Consider the following 19803-nt stretch of genomic DNA (forward strand, 5'->3'; position numbering starts at 1 on the left):
GGTGAAGACGTTGGCGCGCATGAAGCGGCAGGTGTGTCACCAAGGAACCCAGATGTCGACGAAGATCGGCAGGTCCTTCGCCTTCGCCGCGGCGAGCGCGCGCGCGTAGTCGTTCTCGATGAACGGCAGCGCGGCGGCGTACGCGGCGGCTTCGGCGGCGGCCCGGCGGGCGCGAGGCGAGGTCGCCTCCTCGCGCGGAGCGCAGGCGACGAGCGCGGCGACGAGCGCGGCGCCCGCGAACACCGTTCCGGCAATTCGCATCGAGGGCCTCCTTCGGCGGCGCGGCGGCCCGCGCCGGCGGAACAACGAGGATACCAAGCCCCGCGGCGCCGGGACAGTTCTCAATGAGACGACGACGCCCGACCGTCCCGACGCGGCGCCGTCCGAAAGGGGATCCGTTCCCGGCGGCGACAACGTTGGGGGAGCGCGGCTCGCGGGCGCGGGGAGTCTCCCCCCGGCGCGCGGTTTGCGTTACCTTTCTCCGATGCGCCGAAGAAGCGGTCGGCGCGGGGAGCGGACGCGTGGGCGCGACGGCGGTCGTGGCGGAACTGATGGAACGGACGGGGGTCCGCTTCGGCACGAGCGGGCTGCGCGGCCTGGCCGACGCGTTGACCGACGAGGTCGTCTACGGCACGACGCGCGCGTTCCTCGACCACCTCGCCGCGCGCGGCCTCGCCGGCCCGGCGCGGCGCGCCGCGGTCGCCGGCGACCTGCGCCCCAGCACGCCGCGGATCATGGCCGCCGTGCGGCGCGCCTTCCTCGACGCCGGCTTCGAGGCCGAGGACTGCGGCTTCGTGCCCACTCCCGCGCTCGCCGCGCGCGCCCTCGCGGCGCGGATGCCGGCGGCGATGGTCACGGGGAGCCACATCCCCGACGACCGCAACGGCGTGAAGTACTACCGCCCCGACGGCGAAATCCTCAAGGGCGACGAGGCGGCGATCCTCGCGCGGACCGCGCCGCTCGACGCGCCGTTCGACGCGCGCGGCGCGCTCCCCGCGCCGCCTCCCGCCGCGGCGCCCGACATCGCGGCACCCGACACCGCGGCGCGCGACATCGCGGCACGCGACACAGCGGTGCCCGACCCCGCGGCGCGCCTCGGCTACGCGCGCCGCTTCGTCGAGGCGTTCCCCGCCGACTGGCTGCGCGGGGCGCGGATCGGCCTCTACGAGCACAGCGCGGTCGGCCGCGACCTGACGCGCGAGATCCTCGAAGCGCTCGGCGCCGACGTCGTTCCCTTCGGCCGGAGCGGGCGGTTCGTCCCCGTGGACACGGAGGCGATCCGCCCCGAGGACGAGGCGCTGGCGCGCGACGTCGCGGCCGAGGGCCGCTTCTTCGCCCTCGTCTCGACCGACGGCGACGGCGACCGCCCGCTGCTCGCCGACGAGCGCGGCGCGTGGCTGCGCGGCGACGTCCTCGGCGTCCTCGCCGCGCGCTTCTTCGGCGCCGACGTCGTCGTCACCCCGGTCAGCTCGAACAGCGTCGTCGAGCGCTGCGGCGCGTTCCGCGACGTGCGGCGGACGAAGATCGGCTCCCCCTACGTCATCGAGGCGATGGCCCGCGCGGCCGCCGAGGGAGCGCGCGCCGTCGTCGGCTACGAGGCGAACGGCGGCTTCCTCACGGCGACGCCGACCGCGGCGCCGCGCGGCCCGCTCTCGCCGCTGCCGACGCGCGACGCGCTGGCCCCGATCCTCGCCGCGCTCGGCGCCGCGCTCCGCGCCGGCGGGCCGCTCTCGGCCCTCGCCGCGGCGCTGCCGGCCCGCTTCACCCATTCCGACCGCCTGCGCGACTTCCCGCCGGAGATCTCCGCCGCGCGCCTCGCCGAGCTGCGCGCCGGCGGCGCCGCGGCCGCCGCGCGCCTCTTCCCGTGGCTCCCGCCCGTCGCTTCGATCGACGAGACCGACGGCGTGCGGATGACGCTCGTCGGCGGAGACGTCGTGCATCTGCGTCCCTCGGGAAACGCGCCGGAGCTGCGCTGCTACGCCGAGGCCGGCGCGCCGGACGAGGCCCGCGCCCTCGCCGAGCGGACGCTCGCCGACGCCGACGCGTGGCGGGGCCGCTGATGGACCGCCCCCTCGACGCCCCGCTCGTCTTCCTCCCGCGGCTCAAGGAGCGCGTTTGGGGCGGCTCGTTCCTGCGCGGGCGGGCGCCCGAGGCGCCCTCGGGACCGATCGGCGAAAGCTGGGAGATCTGCGACCGCGAGGGGGACGTCTCGCGCACGCCGGACGGCGTCGCGCTCGACGAGCTCGCGCGGCGCCGCGGCGACGACCTGATGGGCGCGGCGCGCGATCCGCGGCGCCCCGAGCTGTTTCCGCTGCTGCTCAAGCTGATCGACGCCAGCGAGGACCTCTCGGTGCAGGTCCATCCCGACGACGAGGCGGCGGCGCCGTACGGCGATTCGGGCAAGACCGAGGCGTGGTACGTGCTCGACGCCGCGCCGGGGGCGCGCGTCTTCCGCGGCCTCGCGCCGGGCGCGGGGCGCCGCGAGCTCGAGGAGGCGCTCGCCGCGGGGACGGTGGCCGGCCTGCTGCACGCGGTCCCGGTCGCGCGCGGCGACGTCGTCTTCGTGCCGGCGGGGACGATCCACGCCCTCGGCGCCGGCGTGCGCGTCGTCGAGTTCCAGCAGAACTCCGACCTCACGTTCCGCGTCTTCGACTGGAACCGCCTCGGCCTCGACGGCAAGGCGCGCACGCTGCACGTCGCCGAGGCGCTGGCGGTCGCGCGCTTCGACGACGCGGGGCCGGACCTCGCGGCGCCGACCAGCGGCTTCGGCGGCGCGCGCGGCTGCCGGGCGCGGCGCTTCGTGCGGCACGAGGCGCTGACGCTCGACGTGCTCGACGCCTTCGAGCGGCCGGTCGAGCTCGACACCGAAGGGACGCGGTTCCACCTGCTGACCGTCGTCGCCGGCGAGGCGACGATCGTCGCGCGCGGCGGCTGCGTCCGCCGCGGCCCGCTCGACAGCGCCCTCGTCCCCGCCGCCGCGGGCCGCTACGAACTCCGCGCGGCGCCCGGCTCGACGATCCTCCTCGCCTCGCGCCCCTGACGCCGCCCGCGCGGCGCCGTGGCCCAAGACGGCGACGCGCCCCCTCGGCCGAAGGAGCGCGTCAGCGGGAATGTCGTCCGGTCAGAACGCGAGGTCGTGGAACAGCGGCGCGAGCGCCTTCAGCGACTTCTCGATCGGCTCGTCCGGCGCGACCGCGCGGCGCGCGGCGAGCTCGGCGTCGAAGGCCGCGTGCAGCCGCGGCAGCTCGTCCGCGGCGTAGACGAACGGGATCGCCGCGAAATGGAGCGCGCCGTCGAGCTCGATCAGGCGCGCCGCGACGAGCGCGCCGGGCGCGAGGCGCGACCAGTACGGCTCGCGCACGACCGCCTCGCCGCCGCGCACCAAGTCGGTCAGGCGCAGGGCGTCGCCGGCGACGTCCTCGACGCGCCACACCGAAACGCACGACGCGGCGAGCCGCTCGGCGACCGCCCGTTCCTGCGCCGACAACCGTCCCCCGCGCAGCAGCGTTTCGAGCAGCGTCTCCCCCTCGATGGTCATGTCGGCGCCGGCGAAGAGCGCCAGCGCCTCGCGGGCCGGCGGCGGGCACAGCTCGAGCCCCTCCTCGAACGACGCCGCGAGGAGATGGATGCGGTCCCAGCGATTGAGCGCCACCTCGCCGAATTGGCCGAAGTCCTCCCCCAGGAGCAACGCCGTCATCGACCGCGCCAGCGATTCGAACTCGCTCCGCTCCGGCGGCACGATGCGCGGGACGCCGCAGCACTTCTTGTACTTCCGGCCGCTGCCGCAGGGGCACGGCTCGTTCCGCATCTCGGCGGGCACGGCCCGCTGATCGACGCGCAGCCACGCCGGCGGGGCGTCGCGGTATTCGTCCTCCCCTTCCACGTCGTCCTGCTCGATCAAGTTCCCGGCGTCGTCCTCGTCGATCTCCTCGGCGACGTCGAGATCTTCGTCGGCGCCCTCGTCGCCCGCGACGGCCTCGTCCTCGACGGCCTCCGCGCGGGCGTCCCATTCGGCGGCCCGCGCCTCGAGCACGACCGCCTCGTCGGCGCCGTCCGCGGCGCGGTGGATCGCGGCGAGGATCCGCGCCGCCGCCGCCGCGACGCGCGGCGGGATCTTCGGATCGTCCATCGCGGCGAGCAGGCGTTCCTTGCAGAGATCGACCCGGCCGACGCGGAAGAGGCGCTCGGCGAAGGCGACGCGGTGCACGACGCCGAAGCCCGCGTCCGCCTCGACCGCGGCGAGGACGGCGCGGCCCTCCTCGTCGCGCTGCGCCGCGAAGAGGAGCACGGCCTCCTCCGCGCCCCACTCCCCGAGGGGATCGGCGGCGCCGAGCCGGCGAACGAGTCCGAGGGCGCGGGGCAGGCGGCCGTTCTCGGCCAAGGCGGGGAGGAGCAGCTCGCGCAACGCGCCGCGCCAATCCACTTCGAGCATGTCGTCGATCGCCATGAGGGCGCGCGGCTCGCGCTCGGCGAAGTCGAGGAGCCGCTCGATCCGCCCCGCCGCGAGCGACGCGACGCGCTCGTCCAGCAAGTCGCCTTCGTTCGCGTCTCCCAACTCGCCCATCGCCGCCAGCAGATCGCGCGCCGGCGCTTCGAGCGCCGCGAGGCGCCTCGCCTCCTCCGCCGTCCCGAAGGCCTCGAGGTGACGCGCGCCGCCCGGGCCCTCGACGAGGCGCGGATACTCGACGTCGGCGAAGGCGCGGCGCGTGCCCTCGACGGCGATCCACAGCGCGCCGCCGTCGCCGGGGCGAACGAGCCACAGACCGACGCCCGGCTCGAGCCAGTGCTCGAGCATCACCAGCGACGCGTCGCGCCGCGGCACGACCTCGGCGGGACGCGACTCGTCGGGCTCGGTCTCGCCGGCGAGGACGAAGCGGTACTCCTCGTCCTCGGCCCAGCCGCGCACGGCGGCGAGGGAGCGCCAAAGGACGGCGAGGGTGCTGTCCTCTTCCAGTTCGAGCAGCGCGTCCCCCGACCGCAGCAGCATCGTCTCCTTGCCGAGCCTCATCGTCCGTCCTCCGCGCCGCGCGGCGCGGGGCAACGTTACAAGGAAAGGCGGCCCGCGGCCAAGGAGGTCAGGCGCCGTCCTCGGCCACGAAGACGCCGCGCAGATGGCGCAGCCGGTAGCCGTCGGCGGCGACGCTGACGGCGACGAGATCGAAGCGGCAGAAGGCGTCGCCGAGGCCGTTTTCGGCGAGCCAGCGGACGGCGGCGCGGCGCAGCGCGCGCCGCTTGCGCGGGCCGACGGTGGCCGCGGGATCGAAGAGCGAGCCGCGCCGGCGCGAACGGACCTCGACGAAGACGATCTCCCCGCCGTCGCGGGCGACGATGTCCAGCTCGCTCCCGCGGCGGCGCACGTTGCGGTCGAGGATCGCGAACCCCCGCGCGGCGAGATGGCGCGCGGCGATCTCCTCCGCCGCCCGCCCGCTCGCCGCGCGGCGCCGCGGATCGCGCACCGCCCCCGGCGCGGCGGGAAGGACCGGCTCGTCGCCCACGCCCCAACGATGCGCCGCTTCGCCGCCCGCGCGACGCGGACCGCGCCCCGCCCGTTGCCGCCGCGGGACGCCGGAACAGCAACCCGCACAGCCGCCCGCGACGAAGGCGCCGCGGATCCGCGGCGCCCGCGCCCGTCCCGCCGCGAGCGTCGTCGTCGCGTAGGAAGTAGCACTGGCGCCGTTGGCGTCGATGCGCAGCGTACATCCCAGCGACCTCATCACGCGCCGGTCGCGCTCAGAGATCGTTGCGCTGCGTCAAGGCTAGCTTCAGCGATTCCGGCAGTCTTCCTCGCTGAGCAAGGCGCTCCACATATGCGGACATCATGGGATCGATCGTGTCGGCGAAACGCCGCTCTACCTTCCGCGAAGTCTCCGGCCAATCTTCCCGCGCGTTGACGAGGAGGCGGTTGACCGCCAACAGCTCCTCCTGCAGCCGCTTGGTGAGTTTGAGTTCGGGACCGTCTCCAAAGCCCAAAAACGCCACAAACGACGGACGCGGGCCCAGGAGAAGGTCGCGGAGCGCACGCTTGTTCTCGGAGTAGAGTCTCGCCTGCTCCGCCGTCTCTTCAACCTGCAGCCGAGCGTTCTTCCAAACAGTCAGGTCCAGGAGGCGAGTCGTCGTCGTGTGCAGCCAGTCCACGAGGTACTCTGCAGCGCGCCGCCGCTCCGCGAGACGATACAGCTGGTGGGCATAGTACGCGGGGATCAAGGCTCCGAGCAGCGCGCTGATGAGCGCAATCGCAGCCCCGATCAGAACCGGCCACACAAGGACCTCCTCGAATAGGCGCGCTACTCCACGAGCGCCTTGAACACCGCGTCGGCGGCGTCGCGATAGAACTCGATGCTGAGCTTCGTCCACAGCTCGTCGGGAAGGTCGTTGAGCTGCCGGCGCGAGGCCACGGGCATCAGGAGGGTCTGCGCCTGCTTGTCCACCGCCAGCTCGGCGATCCGGACGGCGTTCGGGACCAATTCGATCGAGCCGCCGAGATTGAGCTCGCCGACGACGATCGTGCCGCCGCGCGTGTTGCGGCCGAGCAGGGATCCGCACAGCGCCACGAGTACGGGCAGGCCAAGGCCCGCGCCGGCCTTGTCCGCGTCCATTGCGCGGACTTGGACCGAGAACTCATCCCCGCGGGGGTTGCGGTCTCCGACGAGTTCCTTGGCGCGAGTGTAGAGGTTCTGCTCGCCGACCTTGACGCTCTCCCTGAACGGCGGCGGCGTAGGTTGGTTGAGGATCTTGACGCCGGTCCCTGGGCCGCAGGCGACCTCGATGCGGTAGAGGCTGGGGCCGGCCTCGCCGGACCCGGGGCTGACCGCCCAGACCTGCCCCGGAGGCAGGGGATCGGTCTCGATCGCCTCGTCGCTGTGCAACTCCGGCGTCGACACGAACTGCTCGACCCCCTCGGTCCCAAGGACGTAGCTGAAGTGCGTGTTCCGGAACTCGCTCTTGAAGACCCGCTTCTGCTGTTCCTTGACGCGGCGACGGGACTCCAGCGCGAGGCGAACGATCCACTCGAGATCAGCGTCCGGAACGGGCATCTCCGGGTCCGGGAAGAGCAGCTTGGTCAGCCCACTCACCGACTTGTTCACCGCCTCGATGTCGCGTCCCGACAAGGCGCCGCCCAGGTGGACACGACCTTGGAGCACGGTCACCCGGTTGCCCGACCGAAGGCGGCTCAAGCACTCGCTGAGAAAGTCGCTGACCAACCCGAACTGATCCGTGAGATGTTCCGCGGCGCTGACCTTCGGAAAGTCCCATCCCGGAGCGTAGGCGTGGAGCCGGTCCATGAACGCCGTGTCGTTGCGCATCTCGGGCGGCATCGGCCCGAGCAGGTGGCTGATCTTCTGCTGCTGCTCGACGTCCACGTCGAGGTTGCCGACCATCACGAGGCTGCCGTCGGCGCGGATGTTCTCCTTGCCGCGGCTGAACTGCCCGGAAGCCATGTAGCCCTTCATGATGTTGACGCCATCCCGCTGGTCGAACGAAATGCCCGAGATCTCGTCGAAGCAGACGACGTCGTATTGGCAGACGAGTCCTCGCTGGCCGGTGGCGTTGTTCACGAACATCTTCGCGACGGTCGCCTTGCCGCCGGAGATCAGGTGCGCGTAGGGGGAGATCTGCTGGAAGAGGTGGCTCTTGCCGGTGCCTCGCGGCCCCAGCTCGACGAAGTTGTAGTTGCGCTCGACGAACGGGATCATCCGCAGCAGCGCGACGCGCTTGGCGCGCTCGTTGAACGCCTTCGGTTCGAGGCCGATCGAGCGGAGGAGGAAGTCGATCCACTGCGCGGTCGTGAACGCACGCCGGGCCTGAGCGAAAACGTCGAGAGCGTCGGCCTTCGAGAGCTGGATCGGGCGCAGCGCCTCGACCTTGAACGGCCGACCGCCCTGCTGCTGGGCGACGATCCCGTCGTACCCGAGCGTTACCTCGGCGTAGAAGCCATCCGTGAGCATCCGCTCGTTCTCGCGCACGAGCACGTCATCGATCCGCACGTCGCGCAACGCGAGGCTCGGCAGCTCGGCGATGTAGCAGTCGTTCCGCGGGTCGAGGCGCGCTTTGATGATGTCGATCAGCTTGACCGGCCCGGCTTCGCGGGCCCGCGCCTTGAACAGCTCCTCCTCCCCGGTGCGGACGGTCCGGTCCTTGAGCTGCTTCTCGACGATCGCCAAACCCTCGGCGATCTCCTTCTCGTCAACGCTCGCGCAGTACCGACCCAGGAGGAACTCGACAACATAGGTCGGCACCGGGTACTGCCGGGAGTAGCGGCGCACCAAGTCCTTCCGCACGAGGTACCCGTCGAAGACCGACGCGGCGAGTCGATCGAGATCATCCATCTGCACGCTCATCGGGCTTCTCCGATCGTCGTCGCTTCGGAGGCGACGACATTGCCGTCACCGTCGAGAACCACGACGACGGCGGCGGCCCCTTCGTGGGTGTCGTCCACGACCACACTCGCCGCCCCGGCGTCGCCGAGCACGGCGGGGGCGCTTACAACGCTCGTGTCCTCGCGGAGCCGGTTGCGGCGCAGGTCGATCCTCAGTCCCGCGACGCTGGCGTCGACGCGAACGCGGCAGCGCATGCCGCGCCACGTCACCTCGCTGATCGTCGCGCGGACGGCGGGTGCGCGCCGCTCCACCACGAGAACGGGCACGACGCATTCCTGCGGGCTGATCCCGCCGTGGGCGTACTCGGCTCCGGCGACGAACGACCCGATGCCCGGCGGCATCGCGATCATCGTGTCCGGATCCCAGTGCCACGGATAGGTCGGAACGTCCGTCGTGGAGGCGCCGCGCACGGCGGCGCAGCGTGCCCAGCGACTCTCGACCACGGAAGCCGGAAGCGCGACCTTCGGCAGTCCCCCGGGGAGCATGAGCCAGCCGTGGTCGGTCACGACGGTGACCCGCGGCCATCCGTCGTCGAGGAGCTGCGCGACCCGCGCGGCGACCGCCTGCAACTCGACCTCGAGCTGGGAAACGAGCCGGGCGTTCATCTTGTGGCCCAGTTCGTCGATCTGGCCGATCTCCGTCCAGCCGCCCGTCACCCCGCCGACGGGAAGGCGCGTCTCGCCCCGTCCCATAATCGCGAATCCACGCCGCGCCATCTCCTCGCGCAGGCGGTTCGCGTCGGCGGGGCGGCCCGCGGCGCCGAGACGCGGCGTAAAGGTCTCGATCGAGGCCACGCCGCCGACGGCATCGGCCACCGGCGTTGCCAGCGGCTTCGCGGTCGACGTTACCGTCGGAAGCGGCGCGAGCCTGTGGCCCACACCGACGCGAAGCGCGCGGGCCTCGAGCAGCTCGCCGAGCCGGACGGCCAGATCGAAGCGCAGCCCGTCGACGAAGACGAAGCACGTCTCGGGATCGGCGCGGTACGCGGCAGCGCGCTCTCGCACGCCGGCCGGGCCCGCGGCGACGAGGGCCTGAAGACGGCGCGCCCCCGCGTCGAGCCACGGTTCGTAGAGGTGTCGGGCCGCGCGATCGACGATCTCGCGCTGCGCCGGCTCGAGCGGCTGCGCCAAGACATCGAGCAGCGCGCGATCGACGCGCCAGCCCCGCTCGGCGTAGTCGCGCGAGAACGAATCGAGCGATTCGCCTGACGGAACCGTCGTCGCGCCCTGCGCCAGACGTGCCAGGGGATCCGTGACGAGCGCGAGCGGGCTCCGCCCGAGGCGGGCCCAGACACCCGCGCGACGCGGTCCATGCTCCCGCTCGAGCACGAGAACGCGGTCGCAGGCAGCGCCATGGCCCAGGGCGACGATCTCTCCGAGCGCTGTCGCGAGCGCGCGCTCCTCGGCGTCGTTGCTGGCGGGGAGCCGCGTCTGGTCGACGAGCAGGTCCTTGGGCTGAACCCCGCCGAGCCGCTCGGCAACGCCCGGGTAGAGGCGCGGCGCCTCGGCGTACCGCCGCCAGACGTCGTCCCAGCGGTCGCCACCGTGCGCCAGACGCGACGCGGCTTCCTCGGGGCCGTCCTCCTCGGGATCGAATCCGAACTGCCGCCGGCAGACGTCGAGGAAGGTCGCCCAGCGCGCGGCCTCGCATGCGGACCGGAAGCGCTCGGGCTGGCCGATCCACGAGAGGAGATCGCGCGGCGGATCGTCGACGGCGAGGCGGTCGAAGTCCTCGGCTTCGAGGCGGCGGCCGGTGAGAGCCTCGACCGACGTCGCGGCGACAAGCGGGAGCGCGCGTCGCAGCGCGTCCGCGGTCGGTCGGTCGCCGGCGATGTCGAGCCCGAGGCCGTGCGTCGAGCCGAGGAAAGCCTCGATCGTCCATTCGCGGCCGTTGCTCTGGTGCCACGTCGCCCCGCGGTACTGCAGCTCGATCAACGGCTGGAACTCCGCCGGGCAGGCATCGCCGGCGCGCAGCTCCTGCCGCCCCACGCCGGGCAGATAGAGGACGGGAACCGAGTCGTCGGGCAGCGCGAGGCCGGGCAGCGCGCGGTCCACGACGCACTTGAGCCAGATCACCGGACCCTGGCGGTCGTCGGGCGCATACGGACCGAGGACGAACAGCTCGGGGAGCGCCGCCCGAAGCGGCGCGACGAGCTGCCGCCACTCGCCGTCGGGATCGGGCCAGAGCAGCGCCACGGGCGGCGCGTCGCTCCCCGCGGCGTGCCGCGTCGCGCCGCGCAGCGCCTCGACGAGGGCGTCAAGCACGGTCATCGCGCACCTCCGCGCGAACATCCCTGAGGGTCCCCGCTCGCGCCGACCAAGGCGCGCTCCCGCACGGCCTCCTTGAACGCTCGTCTGTAGTGGAGGTCGTTCCAGCGGTTGCCGTCGAACTCAGGGCCGCCGCCGAAGTCGGCGGTCGTCCCGTCCCAGCTCCAGAACCACGGGAAGTCCTTTTTGTCGCGCGCGACTTCCTTGCCGCGGTCCTTGTCCCACTTGACGTTCGGCGTGACGCGGAGGATCGAGGCGTTCCGGCCTCGGGCGTTGAGCGGCCGCGCGGTGACGAACGGTCGGACGTTGAGCCGCACGCCGTCGTCGAGGTCGGGCTCCCAGCCGATCGCCTGCTGGCGGAGCGGCTTCCACCGGACGAAGAGGTCGTACGGCGCCTCGCCGTCGAGGATCCCCTGCAACTCGCCGCGCAGGTGTTCCGCCGCGGCGAGGCGCGCGTCCGCCCCCTCGACGCCGGCCTTCTGGTCCGCGCGCTGGCGGTCGATCCAGTCGCCGAGGTAGGCGTAGATCAGTTTCTCGAGCGTTCGCCGGCCGCCGCCGTCGGGCGCGGCGAGCCGGTGGTAGTTCACGAGCGCGCCAAATCCGTCGTCCCGGCCGTCCCAGACGTGCCAGATGAACGGCCGCTGGTGGAAACGCTGGCAGTGCTGCTCGAAGAACCCGTCGCGCAGCCAGTCCTCAAGCGTGCGGCCGGCGAATCCGGCCGCCGTCAGGAGCGCGTTCTGCTGCGCGGCGGTCCACGGTCCTTCTTCCCACGCCGCGGCGAGCAGTGCCTGCAGGCGCTCGGCGGCGCGCGGCTCGCCGCGCAGCGGAACAAGACAGACGATCCCGTCCTCGTCCGCGTGCGTGTCGAGCGTCGCGCAGCGCCTCACCCATTCGCGCTGCTCAGGCGCGAGTTCCATCGATTCGTCGAACTCGGCCGGCCAGCGGTAGCCGAGCAGGCGCGCGACCGCCACCTGCAGCGAGTCGGCGCTCAGGCGCGGCGCGCCGTGCGCGGTCCGCTTGGTCGATTCGTCCCAGACGACGGAGCCGAACGGATGGCCGTGGAAGATCCACTGCGTCGGGTCGTCGGAGAAGGGTTGGGGGAGGCCGTGCGGGTAGCGCTCATTGGCGACCGCTGTCCAGCGAACGAGGTCGAAGGGAACCTTGACGAGGGTCGCGTTCGTCACGTTGAGCTTCTGATCGATGCGGCGCACGGCTTCGGCGTACTCGGGGGACGAGCAGAAGCACCACACGGCGGGGAGGTGCTTCCTATCGCTGGGGACAATGGCAGCACTGTTCATGTCCCACGCGCTGCCGCTCGCGAGTGTCACGGGCAGAGAACGCATCTGGCGCACCGCCACACTTGGCGCATCCCAGGCCACCTGACCCTGTATCCGTGCGGCGGGAGAAGCGGCGAGTTCACCGGTGCCCTGTTCCCAAAGAAACACCTGTTCACGTCCAACGAAAAGCTGACTGTCGTCCCCTGTTGACTGGAAGGGTGCCCAATGCCCGCCCCCAGATGTCTCCCAGAAGAAGGCGATGAAGTGGGGGTTATCTCCGGTCGTAATGCCCTGATAGGAGTTGGCCCTTGACGCCAAGAGCGGAGTATTGCCGCCTTCGTCAAGGCCGATACGGCAATCCGGGTTGGCCAGCTGCGCCGCTTGTCCCACCGACCGCAACCCCGCCGACACGAGCAGCCCCGCCTTCGCCTGAGCCGTGCGTGGGCCGCTCGCGTCGAGGCCGCGGAGGGTGTGCGTGGGCAGCGGCTGGCCGTTGGTCTGGGTGAGCAGGATCGTGAACGCCCCCGCCGCCTGCGCGCTCTCAAACCCACCCTCGCCGAGCCGTGCCAGAAGGTCCCACGTCTTCGTCGTCAGCAGCCGCTCGCGCTGCTTCCTGTAGCTCGTCAGGAACAACCAGTTCTGCGGCATGACGAGTTGCACGACGCCCGCGTGGCGCGGCCGGGCGAGCTCGAGGCAACGTTCGAGGAACACGTTGGCCAGGTCGTTCTTCGCGCTGGCGTAATGCCGTTCGCAGAAGTCCCGCAGCTCGGCGCACTGCTTGCCCCGCGCAAGGTAGGGGACGTTCGTGATCACGAGGTGATAGCGCCGCGTCAAGAGGTCGGCGGCGGCGGCGGCGCCTTGCGCGGCGACGGCCAGTTCGAGGCCGGCGCTATCGCCGTCTTCGGCCTTCAGCGCGCACTCCAGCAGCGGCCGGATCGAGACGATCTCGGCGGCGAACAGCGGACCGGTCACGCGCAGCGGGTCGATCAGGCTCCCGAGGATCGGCGCCTGCCGGAAGAGCGCGTGGAGCATCTCCATCGTGCCGCGCGCTTGCCGGTCCGCGCCGGCGAGCGCGGCCCAGTCCTCCTCGCGTGCACTGACCGCGAGACCCGAGCAGGCGAGGTTCAACCGCGGCAGGGTCCGGTAGCCGCCCATCCGCCACGCGCACAGCGCGAGATTGAACGCGGCGAGTTGCGTGCAGCGCGGATCGAGCTCGAGGCCGAAGAGGTTGTCGCGCAGCACCGCATCGGCGGCGTCGGGCAGCGAGAGCGACTCCTCCCGCATCCGCAGGGCGGCGAGGATCGGGAGCGCGAAGACGAGGAAGTGGCCGCTTCCCATGCACGGATCGAGGAGCGTTAGTTCCTTGGCCGACGTCGGCCAGCCCGGGTGCGTTCCCGCGGCGGGGCGCCAGGCATCGTCCTCCCGGACGAAGCGCAGGTACGTCCACGAGACGCCCGGGACGGCGCAGGCCTGACGCAGCTCCTCCTCCGACGAAGCCTCCCGCGCGAGTCCGGGACGCGCGGCGAGGATCTTTCCTGCCCACCACGCACCAAGGGAGTTGTGGAGCAGGAAGAGGACCATGTAGTCCTCGGTGAAGAGCTGAGTGACGGACGCCAGTTCGTCGGCGCCGATCTTCACCCCGGAGGCGTTGACGGCCTCCTTCGCGTCGGCCTGCCAGAACTGGTACACCCAGCCGAGGCTGTCGTCGGCGACGAACACCTCGAGCGAGAGCGCCTCGAGCCGCGACTCGAGTTCCTGTCGTGTCTCCGGAGGCAAAGAGACGTCTAGAACCGGATCGTCTTCGCGGAAGATCTGCGGCAGCATCGACTGCGCGAACCCGGCGGCGAGCCCGATCCAGTCACAGCGACGCTCCGCGGCCAGCTCGCGGCAGTCGGCGAGCGAAATCGGGTGTCCCGACGTCGGCTCGATGAGCAGCTCGTTTTCGGCGAGGAACCGGGCGAACAGCATCCGGTGCCAGTGTTCGTAGGCGCACTCGGCCGTGAGCCTGTCGATCGCCTGGGTGCCCGCATGCGCGTCGCGGGCGTCGCCGAGCTGCCGCCCATGCGCGCGCAGCCGGGCGCGCAGCGCACGCTCGTCGGCCGTGAGTTCGGCCGGCGCGTCCTTGGCCTGGACACCGAGGCGCTGCAACGATTGACGCGCCCCCGCCTCGGCGACACGCCGCGCCGCGCGGATGACGCGCTCGAGGTCCTTCCGCAGTTCGCGTGACAAGCTGGGCATCGTCCCCCTCCCGCTCCACCGTCAACCGATGACGACCGGGCCGTCCGCGAGGGCGGTCCGGATCCGCTCGCGCTGGCGCCCCAGCCAAGCCTCGAGGTCGGCCTCGGACTCGAGCGTCGTCGGCTCGATCGTCACCTGCCGCACCTGTCCCTTGAGCCCCCGCGCGGCCTCGGTCAGCGCGCGTCCGGCCCGGGCGGCGAGGGCGTCGAGTTCGTTCGCCCAAGTGTCCAAGGGCTTGGCCCGCAGGTGAGTGAGCAACTCGTCGGCGGTCCCGATGGCGGGGGCGCAGGGATGCCCGAGCCCGACGTCGGCGAGAATGGACTCGCGCTCCGCCTTCGACGTCCGCGCCCACGACGGGTCCTGCTCGAGGCCTTTGGTCGTCGATGCGAGGCGCGCGAGGAATTCCTGATGAAGCCGAGTCACCTCGGACCGCAGCAGCTCGGTGATGGTGCCAAGCAGCGCCGGGAGGGGGGTGGACGGCTCGAGCAGCAGGCGCTGCGCCTTGATCGCCGCGACCTGTTGGAGCGCCGACTCTGCCTGCGGCAGCGCCTTGGCGTGCGCGGCCAGCCCGTCGAGCAGCGTCCAGTCGCGGCGCCGAGCGGTTGCCATGTCGCGGCGCTTCTTCCACGTCTCGATCAGCTGTTCCAGTTCTTTCGCGCGTTCTTTCAGCGCGACGAGCTGCTCGTTGCCTACGAGCCGCGCGAGATCCTCGATGTCCGTGGTCGAGGGCGCCGCGGGAAGCGGCGGGTCGCCGCCGGCCACGTGCGCGAGATCGAGCAGCGCCCGCAGGAAGTCCGGCGCCCGGTGCGTCTCCTCGCCGCTCTTGCACGCGATGTCGAGTTGGCCGAAGAGCTTGCGCAGTCCGACGCGCTCCACGACGGTCAGCGTGGCGTGCTCGACGCGGAAGACCGCCTTGGGGATCCGGCTCTGATCGAGCGGGCCCAAGGCGACCGGCGTGCCATTGAGAGCTGCCGTGACGAGTTGCGCACGGTGGAGGGCGATCAACGCCGCATCCACGGCGTCCTGCGGCCAGCCGAACGGCGCGGCGCGAAGCTCGCGCCGCACCTCCGTCCCGGTCTTGCCCTCGCCGGCGGTGGTCAGCACCTGCTGCGCGACGGGGTGGCGCTCGACCGGGCCCGCATGGCCCACGGGCCGGAACGGCTCGTCGGCCCCCTCCTTGGCGCGCTTGATCGCCAGTTCCCACGCGGCGTGATCGGCGTCCTTGAAGCGCGGGAAGAGCCGGACCAATCCGGCATCGGCGGCTTGGCGGAGGCGCTCCGTCAGCGAGGGAAGGAGAATCTCGTTGCCGCCGCCCTGAAAGACCTTGGCGTTGCCGACGATCTCGGCGATCAGCCGGTCTCGTTCGGTCGCGGCCCGGTCGCGGCGCGTCTGCATGCCGATCCGAGCTTCCTGCCCCGCAGGAGTGGAGGGCGTCCCTCTGGCTTCGAGGGTCTGCTGCGCGGCGTCGGACTCGACGATGACGCGTTTGAGGTCGTCCGCCTTCTGTCGCGGGATGTGGATGAAAAGCCGCGGATCGTCGGTTCCGGCCGCGCGCGCCGCCGCAACGACGTCCTTTTCGGCCCTCGACCACCCGTCCTGGGCCCAGGCGACGAGGCTCTCGCCGTCGCCGGCGGGAAGCGTCGCGTCCCGGCTGATCGTGAGCGTCCGCCGCACCTTGGATGCGCCCTGCAAGAGCTGGATTCCGCCGACGACCCGTCCGAGTTCGGCGTAGAGGAGCTCCTCGCGCTTGATCTGCTCCTGCGCCGCGTTGGTGCTCAGCTTCTGTTGGCACGTGCGGAACTCGCGGTCCCACTCGGCCCCCTCCCGCGTCTGGAGCCGGTACTCGTCGCCGACCTCCAGCAGAATTCCAGCCCTCGAGAGCGTGGCGAGCGTCGCGGCCACCTCGGTCCGCAACTTACCGTTGTCGCCGGCGAGGTCGTCGACGAGGAGGTCGGCGATGTGCGCGGCCGTCGCGCGCACGCCGAGATCGACGCCCGCCGCGCGCGGCAACCGGCCGATCAAGAAGACGAGGCTCGCGATCCGCCGCGCCAGCGCTCCGTGCGAGGATTCGAGACCAACGATCTTCTCGTTGAGCTCGCGCGGCAGGACGCCGGTGTTGACCATCTCCGGCGCGAGTGCGTCGAAGAGCTCGTCGCCGGGAATCACCGCGCCGAGCCCGCGCGGGGACTGCCGGGCCACGGCGTCATGGATGATCCGAAGCTGCGAGCGGAGCTGACTCTGGGTTCCCGCGGCGTCGATTTGGCGGAAGCAGGCTTCCCAGAAGCGCCGCCTCACCGGCAGCAGGGGATAGTCGTCGGCCGCGACCTCGTGATCCTCGGTGCGCTCGCCGATGCGCGTCCCATGGAGCTGCCGCGACACCTCGCCCGCGTGATCTTCGAGGAGCCTGCGCACATCCGCGAGCCTCGCGGGCTGCTTCTGCAGGAGGACCTTGCGCGTGACCGTCTCGACGTCGTTGTCGGAGAGCGTCACGCGGACGGTGAAGCGATCCATCAACTTCTGCAACAGCGGGATCTCGGTCAGCGCGCTCTGCCCGGCCCCCACGACCATCACCTGCGCGTCGAGCTGCTTCGAGATGGCTTCGACCGTCTCGGTGACCAAGACCGAGCGCTCGCTCGAGTCGCCGATGTACTGCTGCACTTCGTCGAGCACGAGCAGGGCGCAGGGCGGCTTGCCGCCGTACCCGGCAAGGCGCAGCGCGTCCTTCACGATGCGCAGGAACTGGTCGCTCGAGATGTCGGTCCGCGGGGACGGAAACTGTTCATACAGGCGCTTGCGGGCTTCGGCCTCGCTCGACGCGAAGCCCGGGGCGAGGGCAAGGAGCGCCCTCGCGATGACGCCGCTGACGTAGAGGTTGTTGATCTCGTGTTCGAAGGTCTTCCCCGCCGCAGCGACAGCCTGCTTGACCCGGTCGAACCACCCTTCCTCGTGCAGCCACAGGCAGAAACATGCCTGCGGATACAGCTCCGGCAACCCCAGGCCCCTAAGGAGAACCGCGAGCATCGTCAGGCGAACCTGGTCGGTCGTTCCCGCCGGCAGCGCGCCCGCCGCGGAAACGAGCCCGCCGCCCTTGCGCCCCTCCGTGTCCAGCTCGCGCAGCTGCGCCTTGATCTCGTCGGGCAGCGCGGGGACGAGCGAGCGGGCGGTCGCGCCGTCCGAGAACCTCGTGTCGCGCCAGAGGTGACAGAGCACCTTCAGGAGGTGGGACTTCCCGCTGCCGAAGAAGCCGCTGACCCACGCGGCGCGCTGGCTGGTGCGCGAGTGGTCCGTGAGGAACGAGTTGAGGATCACCTGGATCCCCTCGGCGTACTGCCCCTCGCAGACGAACGTGCGCAGCTCGCCTTCGAGCTCCTGCATCGCCAGCTCGCTGTCGTCGGCAATGCGCGCCTGACCGTTGTTGACGAGGGGGTGATCCGCCGGATCGCGCAGCAGGACATCCTTGACCTTCATCGGGCTACTCCTCAACGTTCGCGGTGATCGGGACCGCGAGGTAGTTCCAGCCGTCCCGGGCGTCGAGCAGTCGATAGGTGTTGTTGTCGCAGTGCCCTGGGTAGAAGATCACCAGCCGGCCCCGGACGTCGGCCTCGACGAGCTTGACGATCTGCGAGACGCGGGCGAAGCCGAGCAGCGCTCCAACGCCGAAGACGGCGACGACCGAGGTCTCCGTCACACCCGGATCGGTGAGCACGGCACGAAGCCGGTCCGCGACGTACTTCGGGAATTCCGCCTCCAGCTTGATCTGCAGCAGCTCGGGCTCGGCGAAGTAGGAATCGCGGTACTCATCGTCGCCGGCGAGCCACTCCGCAAACGCGGGGGCGATGTCGATCTCGTGCCAATCGTGACCGGACTGGCGCGTGGCGGTCTCGAAGATCACGTGCCGCGCCCGCAGCGCCCGCTCCCAGGTCTTGTCGTAGACGACCATCACGACCCGTTGCGCCCCGGCGACCGTGCGCTGCCAGGGCGTGGCCAGGTGGCGTCCGTAGCGTTCGGCAAGATCCTCGAGTCGGCTCATGCGTCACACTCCCATGGTCGCGGGGTCGAGGCGAGCGGGATCGATCGTCACCACGTCGGCGGAGATCCGCAGATCAACGAGGCCCAGTCTCTTGGCGTCGAGGGCGAGTTCCCGCGCCTCCGCTCCATCGCAATCGAGCAGGCGGCACCAGCCGGACGTGAACAACTCACTGCCGCAGTAGCCGGCGGCGTGCCCGAGGTACAGGGCGTAAGCCAGCGTCGCGGGCGTCGCGCGCACGAGCCGACGCCGCTTGAATGTCCTGCCGTCGAGGTGGCCCGACTGGGTCCAGGAACTGGCCGTGTTCCGAACGACCTTGTCGAGGATGGTGTCGTTGAGGCGCACGCCGACCGCCTCTCGCAGCGCTGTGCGCATCGTGTTCCGCTGAAACTCCTCGCCGGAGGGCAGGGGAAGGACGGCGGATGCGGTGGCCGCCAGCAGGGGATCGCGAGCGATGGCGCACAACAGCGCGGCGAGCGGTCGCCCCGGCGCGTCGAGATCCCAGACTCGACGCAGGACGCGGAAGAGGGGAATCGTCGGATCGAGGCCGTACAGCTCGCCCAACCGCTGGTTCGTCAGCCTCCGGGTCGCGCTCGTCGTCTTGCCGAGGCAGTTCTCCATCACGATGGCGTCCGCGTAGCGCGTTCGGAGGACGTCGGGCGCGGTTACCGCGAAGACCGCCGTCAGCTCGGCGAGCATCATCGTGCGGCTGGTGTGGGTTCCTTTGGCGCCGAATCGGAAGCCGATCCGTGCGGCGTCATCGACGGGGCGAGACGGACGAAATTGAACGCTGTCGGTGGTCACGACATCCTCGCCGGCAAACTTGCCGGCCAAACTTACGCTCCCCGAGCGTCGGCCACAACACCCCCCAAGGGAGAGATCACGGGCACCTCAAACGAGCTCAACCCCCACGAGGGGCGATCGACGTCCGCCCGACTCCTTGCGGGCGGCTCTCCTTCTCGGGGGCGCAAAGAGCGACCCGCGATTTGTACGGGCGCGTTCGTCCCCGCCTTGATCTCGATTGGCGCGCCGCTTCCGCCGACAGGCGCCGAAGCCGGGGGCGCCGCCGACGCCGGTGACCGGAGCCGCGAGAGCCAACGCCATCGCTGACGCGCGGAAAACGTCCTTGCAGACAGTGTGGCCCTCTCCATACCACCGGCTCTTGCCCCGGCAGCTTCTCTCGTTGCGGGACCACCCGAAGCGTGTCGGCGGCTCCGGAAACGAGATAGCGGGTTGTGCCTGCCGCCACGTTCAGCGCGACGCTCCAAGCACAGCGGGGGCACTGGAAATGGCGGCGCAGGTTGTCGCCTGGCTTCCCTTCGGACGATCGGAACATCACCGGTCGCCAGTATCGTTCCATGAGAGGAACCCGGGACGCCGTTGAGTTGTTTCGCGGCTTCAAGGGCGCCGCAGCGACAGCGATCCCACTCGCCGTCGAGAACGACGAGGCCGCGGCCAGGGCCGCGCGCCGTCGAGCGCGCAGGTTCAGAGCTTCTTGAGGTTCGGCCCCTGCGGCGTGTCCTCGACGGCCCAGCCGAGCGCGGCGATCTCGGCGCGCAGCGCGTCGGAGGCGGCCCAGTCGCGGGCCTTGCGCGCGGCCTGCCGACGCTCGACGA

Annotated in this window: 13 protein-coding genes; 3 read left to right on the forward strand and 10 right to left on the reverse strand. The window is 71.4% G+C overall.

All coding sequences use genetic code 11. The features are described 5' to 3' along the window. Nucleotides 1-36 precede the first annotated feature (36 nt). A complete protein-coding gene (locus LLG88_10855) occupies nucleotides 37-261 on the reverse strand; it encodes a hypothetical protein (protein MCE5247400.1) in 225 nt (74 codons plus the stop codon). A gap of 260 nt (nucleotides 262-521) precedes the next feature. Between LLG88_10855 and LLG88_10860 the strand changes: the two genes are divergently transcribed. Both LLG88_10860 and LLG88_10865 read left to right on the forward strand, forming a co-directional pair. Continuing rightward, a complete protein-coding gene (locus tag LLG88_10860) occupies nucleotides 522-2060 on the forward strand; it encodes a phosphomannomutase (protein ID MCE5247401.1) in 1539 nt (512 codons plus the stop codon). Next, nucleotides 2060-3040, forward strand: a complete 981-nt coding sequence (locus LLG88_10865; GenBank protein ID MCE5247402.1) for a class I mannose-6-phosphate isomerase — start codon at nucleotides 2060-2062, stop codon at nucleotides 3038-3040. The genes LLG88_10860 and LLG88_10865 overlap by 1 nt, the downstream gene beginning before the upstream one ends. 81 nt (nucleotides 3041-3121) lie before the next feature. Here LLG88_10865 and LLG88_10870 read toward each other — a convergent pair whose 3' ends face one another. The 6 genes from LLG88_10870 to LLG88_10895 all read right to left on the reverse strand — a co-directional run bounded on the left by LLG88_10870 (nucleotide 3122) and on the right by LLG88_10895 (nucleotide 13890). Beyond that, nucleotides 3122-5008, reverse strand: a complete 1887-nt coding sequence (locus LLG88_10870; GenBank protein ID MCE5247403.1) for an SEC-C domain-containing protein — start codon at nucleotides 5006-5008, stop codon at nucleotides 3122-3124. A gap of 67 nt (nucleotides 5009-5075) precedes the next feature. Further along, the gene (locus LLG88_10875; GenBank protein ID MCE5247404.1) at nucleotides 5076-5495 is read right to left on the reverse strand and encodes a YraN family protein; all 420 of its coding nucleotides are present in this window, start codon (nucleotides 5493-5495) and stop codon (nucleotides 5076-5078) included. 235 nt (nucleotides 5496-5730) lie between these two features. Continuing rightward, nucleotides 5731-6261, reverse strand: a complete 531-nt coding sequence (locus tag LLG88_10880; GenBank protein ID MCE5247405.1) for a hypothetical protein — start codon at nucleotides 6259-6261, stop codon at nucleotides 5731-5733. 23 nt (nucleotides 6262-6284) lie between these two features. Then, nucleotides 6285-8339 carry a BREX system Lon protease-like protein BrxL gene (brxL, locus tag LLG88_10885; GenBank protein ID MCE5247406.1) on the reverse strand — a complete coding sequence of 685 codons (2055 nt, stop codon included), beginning with the start codon at nucleotides 8337-8339 and terminating at the stop codon, nucleotides 6285-6287. Further along, nucleotides 8336-10648, reverse strand: coding sequence for a BREX-1 system phosphatase PglZ type B (gene pglZ / locus LLG88_10890; GenBank protein MCE5247407.1), 2313 nt, complete (start codon nucleotides 10646-10648; stop codon nucleotides 8336-8338). Before pglZ ends, brxL begins: the two co-directional genes overlap by 4 nt. Then, complete coding sequence (locus tag LLG88_10895; GenBank protein ID MCE5247408.1) at nucleotides 10645-13890, reverse strand: BREX-1 system adenine-specific DNA-methyltransferase PglX; 3246 nt, start codon at nucleotides 13888-13890, stop codon at nucleotides 10645-10647. Before LLG88_10895 ends, pglZ begins: the two co-directional genes overlap by 4 nt. 60 nt (nucleotides 13891-13950) lie before the next feature. On the opposite strand from LLG88_10895, the gene LLG88_10900 reads away from it, so the two are divergent. Continuing rightward, nucleotides 13951-14148 (forward strand): hypothetical protein, encoded by a 198-nt coding sequence (locus tag LLG88_10900; protein MCE5247409.1) that lies wholly within the window; start codon nucleotides 13951-13953, stop codon nucleotides 14146-14148. Nucleotides 14149-14181: 33 nt separating this feature from the next. On the opposite strand, the gene brxC is transcribed toward LLG88_10900, so the two are convergent. Genes brxC through LLG88_10915 form a run of 3 tightly spaced genes read right to left on the reverse strand, consistent with a single transcriptional unit; the run spans nucleotide 14182 to nucleotide 19021 of the window. Next, a complete protein-coding gene (brxC, locus tag LLG88_10905) occupies nucleotides 14182-17628 on the reverse strand; it encodes a BREX system P-loop protein BrxC (GenBank protein ID MCE5247410.1) in 3447 nt (1148 codons plus the stop codon). 4 nt (nucleotides 17629-17632) lie between these two features. Continuing rightward, nucleotides 17633-18190, reverse strand: a complete 558-nt coding sequence (locus LLG88_10910) for a DUF1788 domain-containing protein (protein ID MCE5247411.1) — start codon at nucleotides 18188-18190, stop codon at nucleotides 17633-17635. A 3-nt stretch (nucleotides 18191-18193) separates the two neighbouring features. Then, a complete protein-coding gene (locus LLG88_10915; GenBank protein ID MCE5247412.1) occupies nucleotides 18194-19021 on the reverse strand; it encodes a hypothetical protein in 828 nt (275 codons plus the stop codon). Between the last annotated feature and the right edge of the window lie 782 nt (nucleotides 19022-19803).

The sequence above is a fragment of the bacterium genome (assembly GCA_021372775.1).
In the GTDB taxonomy this organism is placed as follows: Bacteria; Acidobacteriota; Polarisedimenticolia; order J045; family J045; genus JAJFTU01.

Excerpts from the sequence above, each read along its gene's own strand:
- LLG88_10855 (MCE5247400.1), bottom strand. The coding sequence starts at position 261 with ATGCGAATTGCCGGAACGGTGTTCGCGGGCGCCGCGCTCGTCGCCGCG.
- LLG88_10865 (MCE5247402.1), top strand. The coding sequence starts at position 2,060 with ATGGACCGCCCCCTCGACGCCCCGCTCGTCTTCCTCCCGCGGCTCAAG.
- LLG88_10870 (MCE5247403.1), bottom strand. The coding sequence starts at position 5,008 with ATGAGGCTCGGCAAGGAGACGATGCTGCTGCGGTCGGGGGACGCGCTG.
- brxL (MCE5247406.1), bottom strand. The coding sequence starts at position 8,339 with ATGAGCGTGCAGATGGATGATCTCGATCGACTCGCCGCGTCGGTCTTC.
- pglZ (MCE5247407.1), bottom strand. The coding sequence starts at position 10,648 with ATGACCGTGCTTGACGCCCTCGTCGAGGCGCTGCGCGGCGCGACGCGG.
- LLG88_10895 (MCE5247408.1), bottom strand. The coding sequence starts at position 13,890 with ATGCTGTTCGCCCGGTTCCTCGCCGAAAACGAGCTGCTCATCGAGCCG.
- LLG88_10900 (MCE5247409.1), top strand. The coding sequence starts at position 13,951 with ATGCGCGTCGCGGGCGTCGCCGAGCTGCCGCCCATGCGCGCGCAGCCG.
- brxC (MCE5247410.1), bottom strand. The coding sequence starts at position 17,628 with ATGAAGGTCAAGGATGTCCTGCTGCGCGATCCGGCGGATCACCCCCTC.
- LLG88_10910 (MCE5247411.1), bottom strand. The coding sequence starts at position 18,190 with ATGAGCCGACTCGAGGATCTTGCCGAACGCTACGGACGCCACCTGGCC.